We start from the raw sequence: 13,299 nt of genomic DNA, 5'->3' as shown, positions 1-13,299 counted from the left end.
CTATGCAACAAGTATAAAACAACCCTGTAACATTTTGTTTTTATTAATTTATTTGACCCCGTTTCAAATAGCTGATTAAATTTCCGACCATAGATTTAAATCCCCCTTATATAACAAGTGTTGGCTAAATAAATAAATGTTTTAGCCAGCCTTTTCTACAATTTTGGAGTACTTATGCGTATTTTTTCAGCATTTTCATATTTTTTTAAAATTCTTTTTAAAGGTGAAGCTAGCGTGCTTGATGCTCGTATCGCGGTATTAAAAGCAAGCCAAAGCACAGAGACCTCAAACGAAGCCCCTCGACCTGAATTTACGGTTTCGTCTGCTCCTGCTGTTCAAGTATTAAACCTTTTGCAAAAAAATGGCCGTTTAATCGATTTTTTACAAGAAGACATTAGCCAATTTGATGACGCCGATGTGGGCGCGGCTGTACGAGATATTCACAGCGGTTGTCGTAAAGTGCTCGATAAGCACTTCGCCCTTAAACCGGTAATTGAACAAAACGAAGGCGACACCGTTGATGTAGCCGCCGAATTTGATCCATCTCGTATTGAACTCGTCGGCAATTTAATTAAAGACGATACCAAACAAACGGGCTTAAAAGGCACGTTAATACATCGCGGTTGGGTGGCTACCCAAACTCAATTACCCACCATCGCAGCGGGTCAAGATGAATCAATTGTTGCGCCTGCGCAAGTGGAGGTTTAATCATGAGTAAATTTGTAGTAGGTATCGACTTAGGCACCAGTAACACGGCGTTATCTTATGTTGAGAAAGAAAACGTACAAAGCGGTGAAAACATCGATGTGGTGAGCATGCCCATCCCACAAGTGGTTGCTTCAGGCAGTATTGAAAATAAACCGTCATTACCTTCTGCTGTGTATTTAAGCTCGGGCGATGATTTGCCAAAAGGTTCATTAAATTTACCTTGGCGCACTGAAGATAAAGTTGTTGTAGGTCATTTTGCACGTGAGCAAGGCACTAAAATTCCGACTCGTTATATTCATTCAGCTAAAAGTTGGTTTTGCCATTCTGGTATTGATCCAGAGAAAAAGTTGTTACCGCCAGGCACACCTGAAAAAGCCATTAAGCAATCACCTGCTGATGTCGCTAAAATGATTTTGCAACATTTGATTGAAGCTTGGAATGATGAAGTGGCTCAAGGCGAAGCCGACTATGCCCTAACCGCGCAAGAAGTGACAATTTGTGTACCGGCCAGTTTTGATGCACGAGCACGTAATTTAACGGTAAAAGTAGCAGAAGAATTAGGCTTTACTAACCTGCATTTATTAGAAGAACCCCAAGCCGCTATTTATAGTTGGATCGCCTCAATGGGACGAGATTGGCGCAGTAAAGTTGAAAAAGATGACCTTATTTTAGTTGTTGATGTGGGCGGCGGAACCACCGATTTTTCTTTAATCGCGGTAACCGAAGAAGAAGGCCAATTAGAGTTGCGTCGTATCGCCGTTGGCGAGCACATTTTGCTCGGTGGCGACAACATGGATCTTGCCCTCGCCCACAGTGTTGCACAAAAGCTTAAACAACAAGGCAGCAAAAAATTAGACGATTGGCAACTAGCCGGTCTTGTACAACAATGCCGTGTTGCAAAAGAACAGTTATTATCGGATGCAAGCTTAACACATTGCCCGTTAACCATTTTAGGCCGTAGCTCTTCGGTTATTGGTGGCTCAATTAAAACAGAATTAACCAGAGAAGAGCTAAACAGCTTATTGCTTGAAGGCTTCTTTCCGATGGTTGATTCAAGCGCCATGCCTAAAGAAAAGCGCCGTTGGGGCTTTAAATCAAGTGGTTTACCTTATTCTAGCGAACCTGCCATTACTAAGCATTTAGCTAAATTTTTAACCCAGCATGCTGATTTGCTTGAAAATGTATTACCTAATTACGAACACACAAATACGGTTATTCCAACTTCTGTGTTATTTAATGGTGGCGTATTTAAAGCCGATGCATTACGCGAACGCGTAATGAACCAACTAAGCGAATGGTCGCAAGCCGAACAAAAAACAGCACCCTGTAGTTTAGCCACCACGAGTTTAGATTTAGCCGTTGCCAATGGCGCGGCCTATTTAGGCATGGCTCGTCAAGGCCAAGGCGTGCGAATTAAAGGCGGTAGTGCTCGCAGTTATTACATCGCAATAGAAAGTGCTGAACCGGCTATTCCGGGTGTTGAGCCACCTATGCTCGCCATGTGCATTGTGCCTTACGGAATGGAAGAAGGATCGACGCTTGAGATCTCGGGCGAAGAGGTCGATTTATGTTTATGGACGGGTCAAGTCGGTGAATTCGATTTTCTTTCGAGTACAGGTCGTATGCAAGATGAAGCCGGTCAGTTATGTGAAATAGATGAAGAAGAACTAGAGTTTCATAAACCAATCGAAGCCGAAATTAAAGGCGAAAGCCGTGTGGCTCAAGTAGATTTAAGAGCCCACTTCACCGATATCGGTGTGCTTGAATTATTCTGTGTTGATCGCGAAACACAAGAAGCTTACAAAATTGAATTTAACGTGCGTGAAGTTGAAGATGGCGTGGTAAATGAAAACGAAGCTGAAACTGAAATTAGTTAATGAATTAACGAGCGTAACTAAACAAGTCATGAATATGCACAAACAAGCTTAACGATTTTTATACTGAGTCGCCTTTAAGCTATAGATTCGTTTTGTATTGTTCAAAATTTTAAAACCGGCTACCCTGCCGGTTTTTTTATATCAAAAAAGCAACCTCGTTTAAATTGCTATTTAACCCGATCTTCTTTTTAAAATTGAATTAAACACGCTAACAATCTGTTTTTTTAACCTAACTTATTGAAAAAAATCATTTTTCATGGCCAGTTCATTTCATTCTCATAAACAGCACGATTTTCTCACTATATCCCCACTGTAAAAATACAAATTGGACTTACCAATAAATCATTAAAAACACTAAAATATAACTTGAAATGGTCAATATAATTGGTATGTTTATCCTCTATTTAATTATTGTTAAAATTAAAAATTAAATTTAAATTGGTTTTACCAATAATATGTACACCTTAAAGCACTAATAATAAAACAACAATTTATATCAACCACAATAATAATTAGGACATAAGACATGAACCGGAATTTAATTACCCTCGCTTTGTTATCGGCACTTGCAGCTTGTGATAAATCAGATGACCCAGCGGCGCCTACTTCAGCGGTTATTTCAGGCGATTTAACCGCAACATTAACTGAAGATTCAGCGACTTCGTTCTCTGGAAATATTTTAGTTACTGACCCTGATGAAGGCGAAGCCGTATTTATTGCGCAAACCAATACGCCGGGTGATTATGGTGTTTTTAACTTAAACGCAGAGGGTGAATGGTCTTATGTCGTCGATACAACAAACACCGCATTACAAGCATTAACCGCAAATGAGACGGTAACAGAAACCTTTACTATTTCAGCTAAAGACGGCACAAGTAAAAATATTAGTGTGAGTATCACCGGCGAAAACGATCAAGCGGTATTTTCATCAGGTGAATTAGTTGACTCAGGGATGCTTTCAAAAGGGGTTAACCAATCAATTTCAGGTATGTTGGTCGTGACAGATGCGGATGCTAATCAAGCATTAGTGAATGCGATCCCTACCCTGGATACAACATATGGCTCATTCAGTATGACTGAAGCGGGTGCTTGGCAATATACAATAGACGAGACAAATGCAGAATTTATTGGGCTTGATTCCGAAGATAAAATATTAACAGAAACTATAGATGTTACATCGGTAGATGGTACAGAACACCTTGTCTACATTATTATTGCAGGTAAAACACCTGACGTGACTCATCCAGTAGGCTCACTTGCTAAGGGGTCAATTGGCGATAACGATTCGGTTCCCGCTATCAACTGTACTGAAACCGTGACCTCGACCTCTCAACTTGAAGATGCCGCCAGTTATAGCATGGCAGCAGGCACCACCTTGTGTTTAGCCGCAGGTGAATATAGCGGCTTAGATTTAAGTTTTGGTGGTACAGGTACAGCTGATCAGCCCGTGACTATTGCCGCAGCAGAACCTGGTAAAGTGACTATATCAGGTGAAGTTTCTGTGGCGATGAGTGGTGAGTTTGTTACGTTACAGGGTTTCATCTTTAAAGATGGCACCATGAACAATACTTTAATCCAAACACGTGGTAACAGTAATACACCTTGTAATAACTGCCGTATCACAGAAATATCCGTTATCAATATGGATCAAGGTATCGATAGCTCAACTAAATGGGTTTACATCTATGGTACTAACAACCGTATCGATCATAACTGGTTTGCCGGTAAAACAACTCGCGGTGCTTTATTAGCCGTAGACCGTTATGTTGCGGATGGTGTGGTAGTTGATGATACATTTGAGGTAGATCGCGCACAAATTGATCATAACTATTTTGGTGATCGCCCTCCAGTTAACGGCAACGCCTACCCTGCTAGCAATGACAACGAATATGAAGGTATTCGCTTAGGCACCAGTGACTCACATACTGGCGATTCTTATAGTGTTGTTGAGCATAATTACTTTGAGCGTATTCAAGGTGAAGCTGAAGTTATCTCAAATAAATCAGGCCATAACACCATTCGCCACAACACGATCCGCGACAGTTATGGTTCAATTGTGACTCGGCATGGTGAGTATGCAACGATCGATAACAATTTCATTTTTGGTGATGATTATCCTTTCTCGGGCGGTATCCGTTTAGTTGATGGCAACCATACGGTTACCAATAACTACGTTGAAGGCGCTCGCTACGTGAGCACAAACTGGAATGGCGGTATCGTTTTATCGTCATCTAATGGTTCGACTAGCAACGGTTATCAAGATGTTGAAAACGTATTAATTGCCAACAATACGATTGTTGATAGTGTTAATAGTTTTAACGTTTTCGGTGGTAAAGAAAGCACACAACCCGATAGCATCTATTTTGTAAATAACATTATTGCTAACGCAATTGGCCCCGTTATAAAAAGCGCGAACAAGTTACCCACTAATTCAGTTTACGCCGGTAACCTTGTTTTTGGTCAGGCTTTTTCAGATGACAGCAGTGTAACTTCTCTACCTGGGATGACATTTGCGGATGCAAAATTAGTGAAAGGTGATTCCGGTTTATTCCGCCCTTCAGCAGAGAGCCCAGATTTAAGTGCTGATTTAACCGCTAACACGGGTTCATTTAGCTTACCAACAGTCGATATGGATGGCGACACACGTTCGGCAACAACAACTATTGGCGCTGATGAAACCACGACAGCTCAGCCGGTACGTGGCCCACTTACCGCTGCACTTGTTGGTCCAATAAACTACACACCGCCAAGCATTACACCGCATATTGCTAAACTGGGCATTACTAACTATGACTTTGATAGCGGCGACTTAACGGGTTGGACAAACAATGGCGGCTCAGTAACCACTAACGCAGATGAAGTGTTCTCTCGCGGTGCAAGCTTAATGCTTGATAGCAACAGTGCAGATGTAAATCAAACCATAACACTTGATGCCAATACCAATTACACATTATCGGCCTTTATGAAAGGGATCGCGAAGCTAAGCGTGATGGTAGATGGCACGCCTTATTCTGTTGATGTAAGCAGCAACGATTATAAGTTTGCGTCGGTCAGCTTTAACTCAGGTGCGGCAACAACAGCGGTCATAAAAGCCACTGTCGATGATTTTGTCAATAACGAAGCAAGTATTAAAAATGCAAACTTTGATGACAAGCAAACAGATTGGGTTGTGGTTGAAGGTACGGGCATTGGCCAAGTACAAGACTCGAGTAACTCATCGACCTCAACCGATAACTCAATTAAGTTTAAATATGACTCAAGTAAAGGTGATGATGGCACACCACATGACCCATACATTGCGCAAACCGTGATGGTTAATCCAAATACGGATTACACCTTAGCGATGTATCAATTATTAAAAAGCTCGCATACAAACTCAACCATTAACTTTGGTGCTTTTGCCGAAGCCGTGGATGGTAGCGATACCGATGTATTACTCAATGCCGCCACAATCATAAACAGTAAAGTTTCGACTTATGCTGATTTGAGTGATACCCCAACAGGTGAAGATAGCTTTAAACAAGACACAGTCACCTTTAATTCTGGCGACAATACGGCTGTTACCATTTTTGCCGAGTTTAATTCAACGACCGGCGATGAAATACGCGTTGATGAGTTTGATTTATTCTACGCCGGTAGCCCAGCGGAAGGTACAAAAGCTTACTTTGACAGTATTCGTTTAGTGGCTCACGCCAAACTAAACTAATTAATCAGCTGCGTTCGCGCAGTTATGCAATCCAATTTTGTTTAAGTTAAATCAGCAACGTTGAATAAATAACATTGGGTAAATTAACAAACCAACCCCAAAGTCATTTTATGGCTTTGGGGTTTCGAGAGTCTTATGAAAGTAATAAAAACATTAGCTTGTGTTGGTTTATTAGCCACATTAAGTGTGCAAGCTGACACAACAAAAATAGGTGCTAGCTTGCATCAAAAATTTGATTTAGCGCTGAATGAAATCCCTGCAGCGGCAATTAATGCAGTTAAAAACAAACAAGCGGGTATAACCATTCTTGAAGCAGAAAAAGAATTAAAACACGGCCATACTTATATCGATATTGAAGGTAAAGATGCCGATGGCAATGACATTGAGTTTGATTTATTGCAAGTAGGTGACAAATGGAAAGTGGTAGAAATACAACGCGATTTAACCTTAGCGCAAACACCTAAAGCCGTTGTCAGTGAATTAAAAAAACAAGATGCGAATATTAAACCCAAGCGCATTATTGAAAGTGTGCAAAATGATGGCGTCATTATTTATGAATTTTATACTATAAATAGCAAAGGCAAAGAAGGTAAACACGAAGTTAAATGGCATCAGGAACAAGCCAGTTATTTAACAAAAGAATGGCAACATTAAAAGCGAGTTATAGTCTTCTCGCTCAGGTTTTATGGTTCATTGTCAGCGCTTTCTCGCCCCAATCACATAGTAGAGCATATGCTCATGGGGTCTCGAAGCTTGACGGCTTCCCCTAAAACCCGATCGCTTTGACTATACTTAAATGGCTCTTCCTGTCGTTTTGATTTCGGTCACTTTATTTAACCGAACATCGAACGAAAAATACAGATTTAATAACCACTATCAAAGCAAACGATAAAGGATGATTTTGCTTTATCAATTGAGATATTTTATATGAAAAACGTAGCCCAGCTCACAATCGCTTCTCTTATTCTCGCACTTATTGGTTGTGGCAGTAGCGGTGGTACAACTGCACCAACCAATGATCCATCGCCAATTACCGATGTTGATCCCGATAAAACAGAACCAACCGATAAAGACAATACAACAACCGACCCTGTTATCGATTGTAATGCCCCCGTGGCTTATGACATAGCCGAAGCAACAGATGAAGGATTATTTGATGAAAGCTTCACGCCAAGCTTAGCCATTGATGGCAATACAAGCGGCGATTCAAAATGGTCAAGTGAAGGCCAAAACCGTTGGTTACAGCTCGACTTAGGCGAAAGTAAACTAATAAACTCAGTTCAAATTCAGTGGTTTAAAGGTGATGAACGCCAAAGCACGTTTAGCATTGAAGCATCCGATGATGCAACTAATTGGCAAAGCGTATTAACAAAAACAAGCTCAAGTGGCACCCAAGCATCATTCGAAAGTTACAATATTACAGCCACAACCGCTCGCTATTTAAAATTGACAGGTTACGGAAACACATTGAATGATTGGAATAGTATTGTCGAGTTTCATGTTCACGCATGCGAAAATGCCGGCACTCCACTTTTACCTAATGAGCTAGGTATTGATCTAGCTGATTGGTATTTAAGCATCCCGACTGATGATGACAACAGCGGTACTTCAGATTCAATATCAGAAACTGAATTAATGAATGGGTACAGCAATTCTGATTTTTTCTATGTTTCAAGTGATAAAGGGCTCGTATTCAAAAGCCCGAGTCAAGGTTTCAAAACATCAACCAATACTAAATATGTACGCTCTGAATTACGTGAAATGTTACGCCGCGGTAATACATCTCATAAAACACAAGGTGTGAATAAAAATAATTGGGTTTTCTCGACGGCTCCTAGCGCCGACTTAAACAACGCGGGTGGAATAGATGGTGAATTATTCGCGACAGTTGCAGTTAATCATGTCACCACCACAGGTGAAGATTATCAAATAGGCAGAGTGATCATCGGCCAAATACACGCCAATGACGACGAGCCCATCCGTTTATATTACCGTAAATTACCCAGTAATAGTAAAGGCGCTATTTATTTTGCACACGAACCGATTGGTAAAAATGACGAATACATAGAAATAATAGGTTCGCGTACTAACAGTGCAAGCAATCCTAGTGATGGTATCGCGTTAAATGAAAAATTTAGCTATAAAATACAAGTTGTTGGACATGAACTAACAGTAACTATTATACGTGAAGGCAAACCTGATGTTGTGCGCCAACATGATATGTCTAACAGTGGTTACGATGTTGGCGGCCAATATATGTACTTTAAAGCAGGCGTGTATAATCAAAATAACAGCAGTGATGCAAATGACTATGTACAGGCAACCTTTTATGCATTAAAAAATAGCCATACAGGCTATGCTGAAAGCGAATAGATTCGACGAGAAAAGTAGTTGTTAATAATAAAACAGCACATCAATGTGCTGTTTTTTTACGTTAAACAATGTAAAAACTAAAAAGGGGTGTTTCTTTCAAGCTCTCGTGCGATAGAAGTAGAAAATTCAGCTTTTATATCAACACACTCATGCACAGCAACAACCGGTAATTTTGTTATACCGTCTTCATCATAAATAAAGCGCTCGCGTAATTCTTGTTCAATGCTCTTCGTAAACCACGGCCCTAACTCTTGCAGTGTAATGGTTTGTCGCTCTAATGCGGCTTTTAAGTAGGTTATGTGACACTTAACTTGTGGATATTTAGCGGCAAAACTTGAAAAAGTAAAAGCACTAAATAAACAACACAAGGCAAATATTTTAGCTCGTTTCATTATTGCCCCCAACATGTATCAGTTGAATCATTACCTTCACTATCGGTCGCCGACTTTTGCAAAAGGTAGTTCATTGAAATGGTATAACACGTTAAATCAGTTGCTTTTTGCGCATCCGTTGCGGTGGCGGTGACGATAAAATCAGAACTAATATCAGCAATTGCCGTTGCATCAATTTTATAACGCTCATTTTCAGATTCGTATGGGTCAGCAGCAAAACCTAACTCTTTCATGTCTGTCGTGTAAGTTCTATTTTCAATTAAATATTGCTCTTGCAAATTAACCACAGTCACTAACTCACGCATCGCTTCTGAGCGATACCCCTGCCCTAAATATTCAATGTAAGCCGGTGTTGCGATAGCCGCAATAATGCCAACAATCGCAACCGATACCATGAGTTCAATTAAAGAAAAAGCGCTTATGGGCTTTCGTATTTTTATCTGTTTATTGTTCTGCCCTTTTGCCTGCTTTGTTATTGGCATTATTGGCTTTCCTCTTTAATTGCAATGTATGTACGTTTGACTTCAAGCGCATTGTAATCTGCGACTTTAGTGGCTTCGCAAGTCTCACCCGTTTCACAAGTATCAGGGTCGGCTTTTACCTCTTTTAAATCAATCGTTCCCGTTGTATTTTCACCGCTACCTACACCAATTAACGTTAAGTTAGATGATCCATCTGCGTTGTCTCCGGCAAACAATACCGGTGTATCAGGGATGCGCTCGCCTAGCGAAATGCTCTCCCAATTATAAACTCGCGTACCATAATGAAAATCAAGGGCATATAAATTGCCCGTGCCGGCAACAAGTTCACAAGCACTAACATCAGCCGATTTAGCACCAGGCAAAAATGACGTAAAGTAAGCAATGCCACCTAATGCACGACTCGGAGACATCACTTTTTCACCTGACGATGAAAAGTCATATTTCCAACCTAAACTCGAACCTAACGATATTTGGTTTGCTTCAAACGTGGCAGAGGTTTGATTACTGAACGGATCGTTTGAAAAATCATATAAATTATCGACCGTGATCGGCTCATAATCACTAGGGGCAACAAAAGAACGTGTAACAATGTCACGGTCTTGGATCATAAACATCATGTCGTTAACCGCTTTATCATTCGGGTTAGCTCTATCACCACTACCTAATAATATACCATCGTATGGCACCTCACGTTTACTCGTCACCGTTTCGGTTTTAGTACCATAATCCAGTAATAACTCTTTTACTTCGCTAAACACCGTGCGCACAATCACCGGCTCAGCAAAGAATTTTCGAGCCGACAAGCCCGAGCCACCCAATGACGCTAATTCTTGCACGGTCCAAGGTTTAGTCGATGAAAAAGGATCACTACTGGCTAAATCAATACGCCACACATGACCACCAATATCGGCTGAATATAAGCGGTCAATTAGCCCATTGCCATCGCTGTCTAATATGGCTATTCGCCCCGGTATTGCATGTTTAAAATTCGCATACGTATTTTTACTGCCACTTGAATAAGCGCTTGAGGTTGCCTTCCAAATTAACCCACCGGTTAACACATCAACAATAAAAACACCTCGCCCTGGATTTGTAGAGCTACTTCCGGTATCTGAATCACCATTGTATCCACCAGAGAAAAAGATAACCGGATCACCATTAGTATGTGATTTATGGTTAATATATCCAACAACTGGTTTACTCCAGCTTTGCCCTAACTCGGCAAAATCGCCACTGCCCCCCTTAATATGCCAAAGTAATTTAGGATCATCCGGGTCACTAATATCTAATGCATAATAATCGCGCCCACCTCGGCGTAAACCAAATATAACGATCGCTTTTTCGCCTGCACTTTGCTCAATAATACCGTCATTGTCTTTATCGTTGGTATAAACAACAGGTGAGCCGTCTATACCATAGACTTTGCCAGAGGTATCAAAACGTAAATTTTGTATATTCGGGAAAAATTTGCGCGGGTAAAAAGCCCAAGATTCAGAAACCGACGTCGCGTTTGAGCTATCTTTAAACATATGCAGAGCCCCTGCATTTGTGCCCACCACAATGCGTAAATCTTGTGTGCTTTCGGTTAAACCACCATAATTAATCACCACAGGTTTTGAGTGTAATGGATCACCAAACACATCTTCGCGCATTTCAGTTACATTTAAATCGCGATCGTAATCATCAATGTCGTAACCCATCGCCCACTTAACATTGTCTTCAACTTCGGTTAGCAATACATTCATGACATCGATTACAGGTTCACCAAAATCAAAAGATGATACGTTATCGTAATTAAACGTAGCTAAACCACCGCCAGAATCAATATCACTTAACAATTTGCGTGAACTCACTTCTGCTTTAGCCAGCGCTTCAGCCACCCCACCATCTTCTACATCATTTCCATCAGAACAAGAGGTAGCACCGCTGCAATTACTGGTGCCGCCCCAAAATGACTTGGCCGTATCTTCTATATTGCCAAACGTATTAATGGCATTGTTACCCGCCGAATCTACAATTTTGCTATTAATAACCTTCAATTTTTTAATATTGCCACGCCATTTAGGCCCTTGCTCGGGTAAAAACATAGAAAAATAAACCGAATCTAAACTGTGAGTTCTGTCAAAATTGTTAGCTGCAATCGCAGGAGAGGTAAAAGAAGAGCTAGTTTGTAAAATAGACACAATCGCATTTTGCAATGCATTGGTTAACTGTGTGGCATCTGCTGCTTCATAATAATGCCCACCACCCAGTACAGCGGTTTGATTGAGTATATCGCCTGCATCATTGATAGCATCATCACCAAAACCAATGGTGTAAGTAATAGCGGTTTGTTTACCATCACTTAAATCGTTATTTAAATCATTTTTAGCCATGTATCCCGCTAATGCCGGTAAATAACTATCATTAACAATGCCGTTGGCTTCTAATTCAGAATCACCTGAAATTAAAGCTTGAATAGCATCATCAGCGGCAACATCATAATAAGGTTCTCCATCGGTAATAATCACCACATAAATTTGGTCTCGGCAATTAGTCCCTAAAACAGGGCTTTCATAAGTCCCTAGTGGGCTTTCAGCACTCGTATCTCTTGCCGGTGTTAATGATCCGGCGTTATAACCATACAACACAGATTGACCAGAGAAATATCGATAGACTTCATACAAAGATTCAGCTAGAGGGGTATAAGTACTTGCCGTCACATTTGCTACATTTTGTTTAATGGAGACAACATCAATCGGATAGTCATTTAATGCATTAACAATACGGCCACCATTATTGCTATCATTCGTATTATAATTAAAAAAGGTGAGGCCATAATCAACGCTATTAGAAGATGCATTAATGAGGTTTGTGATCGATTCTTTAGCAACGGCTAAACGTGAGCGATTATCATAATCAGCTTTTGAATGATACCAATTAAGGTAATTAACCGTGTATAAAGTAGTGTACTCTATACCATCAAAGTCAGCTTTATTATCTTCATAATCAGAATCGCTATCATCTAGATGGTATATAGCCTGATTACCTGATTTTTGATTATCAACCGGAAATCCATCAGGGAATTCATAAAAATTACTACCCTGTTTGATCGTGGCTTGGTTTTGATCATCGCCTGGTTCATAATAATCGTGGCCATGTCGACGTCTAACCCAACGCGGTGTATCAGCATAACAATCAATAACATCGTTGGCATTTAGGCCATTATTATCTCGGAGTTCGACCCATTCTCTATTTTTATACTCAATAATGCGATCAAGATATGTACCCTCACCACCCGATATCAATTCATAGTCACTTAATGAATCACCACGGTTTTGAATATCGTCGCCATACTCAATTGGATTAGTGGCATCTGGCTCCCCCTCTGCATCTTTTTTACGCCATAAACCATACAAAGGCTCACGTGAAGAGTTACACGCATTGTTGGTGCGTTCAAAACGGCGGACATCGCCCACTTCATTTTCATCTTCAACTTCAGGAATACTTGAACTGTTTACTCGTGAACCCTTTGCAAAATAAGTCGCACGGTAGGTTAAGTTATTAGCGGCCATTGGGTATACAACAGACGGATCATAAGTAGGACGAGAATAAGCAGGACTTGACATACTGCCACTGTTATCAAAAATGATCATAATTTGGGGGTTATTGCCATCGCTCTCAGCATTTTGATTTACGTACAACTCAATGTCTTCGCTTAATGTGCTAAACGGTAAGGCAAACGCAAAAATAAAACAGAGTAATTTAGTTTTCATTACAGC

General features: G+C 40.6%; 8 protein-coding genes. 5 read left to right on the top strand and 3 right to left on the bottom strand.

Translation table 11 applies throughout. The features are described from left to right. The first annotated feature begins 174 nt into the window (after positions 1 to 174). From DPX34_RS07740 to DPX34_RS07720, 5 genes are all read left to right on the top strand, one after another. Positions 175 to 708, top strand: coding sequence for a DUF2760 domain-containing protein (locus tag DPX34_RS07740; RefSeq protein ID WP_111977839.1), 534 nt, complete (start codon positions 175 to 177; stop codon positions 706 to 708). A 2-nt stretch (positions 709 to 710) separates the two neighbouring features. Beyond that, the gene (locus DPX34_RS07735) at positions 711 to 2,585 is read left to right on the top strand and encodes an Hsp70 family protein (protein WP_111977838.1); all 1,875 of its coding nucleotides are present in this window, start codon (positions 711 to 713) and stop codon (positions 2,583 to 2,585) included. A gap of 526 nt (positions 2,586 to 3,111) precedes the next feature. Next, positions 3,112 to 6,291, top strand: a complete 3,180-nt coding sequence (locus tag DPX34_RS07730; RefSeq protein WP_111977837.1) for a chondroitinase-B domain-containing protein — start codon at positions 3,112 to 3,114, stop codon at positions 6,289 to 6,291. Between the two features lie 135 nt (positions 6,292 to 6,426). Then, on the top strand, positions 6,427 to 6,945 hold the full coding sequence (locus tag DPX34_RS07725; protein WP_111977836.1) for a hypothetical protein: 519 nt from the start codon (positions 6,427 to 6,429) through the stop codon (positions 6,943 to 6,945). A gap of 273 nt (positions 6,946 to 7,218) precedes the next feature. After that, positions 7,219 to 8,664: a polysaccharide lyase family 7 protein gene (locus DPX34_RS07720; protein WP_111977835.1), complete on the top strand. Its 1,446-nt coding sequence runs from the start codon at positions 7,219 to 7,221 to the stop codon at positions 8,662 to 8,664. Between the two features lie 77 nt (positions 8,665 to 8,741). Here the strand turns inward: DPX34_RS07720 and DPX34_RS07715 are convergent, their stop codons facing one another. From DPX34_RS07715 to DPX34_RS07705, 3 genes are read right to left on the bottom strand one after another with little or no spacing between them, the layout of a single operon-like run. Beyond that, positions 8,742 to 9,056, bottom strand: a complete 315-nt coding sequence (locus DPX34_RS07715; protein WP_111977834.1) for a hypothetical protein — start codon at positions 9,054 to 9,056, stop codon at positions 8,742 to 8,744. Then, the gene (locus DPX34_RS07710) at positions 9,056 to 9,538 is read right to left on the bottom strand and encodes a type IV pilin protein (RefSeq protein ID WP_111977833.1); all 483 of its coding nucleotides are present in this window, start codon (positions 9,536 to 9,538) and stop codon (positions 9,056 to 9,058) included. Before DPX34_RS07710 ends, DPX34_RS07715 begins: the two co-directional genes overlap by 1 nt. Then, positions 9,538 to 13,293: a pilus assembly protein gene (locus tag DPX34_RS07705; protein WP_157964650.1), complete on the bottom strand. Its 3,756-nt coding sequence runs from the start codon at positions 13,291 to 13,293 to the stop codon at positions 9,538 to 9,540. Before DPX34_RS07705 ends, DPX34_RS07710 begins: the two co-directional genes overlap by 1 nt. Positions 13,294 to 13,299: the final 6 nt, after the last annotated feature.

This window comes from Algibacillus agarilyticus, assembly GCF_003286125.1.
GTDB lineage: Bacteria > Pseudomonadota > Gammaproteobacteria > Enterobacterales > Alteromonadaceae > Algibacillus > Algibacillus agarilyticus.
The sequence above is the reverse complement of the archived record's forward strand: the minus strand, read 5'-3'. Positions and strand labels throughout refer to the sequence as shown.

Coding starts and splice junctions, on each gene's coding strand:
- DPX34_RS07710 (WP_111977833.1), bottom strand. CDS start 9,538: ATGCCAATAACAAAGCAGGCAAAAGGGCAGAACAATAAACAGATAAAA.
- DPX34_RS07720 (WP_111977835.1), top strand. CDS start 7,219: ATGAAAAACGTAGCCCAGCTCACAATCGCTTCTCTTATTCTCGCACTT.
- DPX34_RS07735 (WP_111977838.1), top strand. CDS start 711: ATGAGTAAATTTGTAGTAGGTATCGACTTAGGCACCAGTAACACGGCG.
- DPX34_RS07730 (WP_111977837.1), top strand. CDS start 3,112: ATGAACCGGAATTTAATTACCCTCGCTTTGTTATCGGCACTTGCAGCT.
- DPX34_RS07725 (WP_111977836.1), top strand. CDS start 6,427: ATGAAAGTAATAAAAACATTAGCTTGTGTTGGTTTATTAGCCACATTA.
- DPX34_RS07705 (WP_157964650.1), bottom strand. CDS start 13,293: ATGAAAACTAAATTACTCTGTTTTATTTTTGCGTTTGCCTTACCGTTT.
- DPX34_RS07715 (WP_111977834.1), bottom strand. CDS start 9,056: ATGAAACGAGCTAAAATATTTGCCTTGTGTTGTTTATTTAGTGCTTTT.
- DPX34_RS07740 (WP_111977839.1), top strand. CDS start 175: ATGCGTATTTTTTCAGCATTTTCATATTTTTTTAAAATTCTTTTTAAA.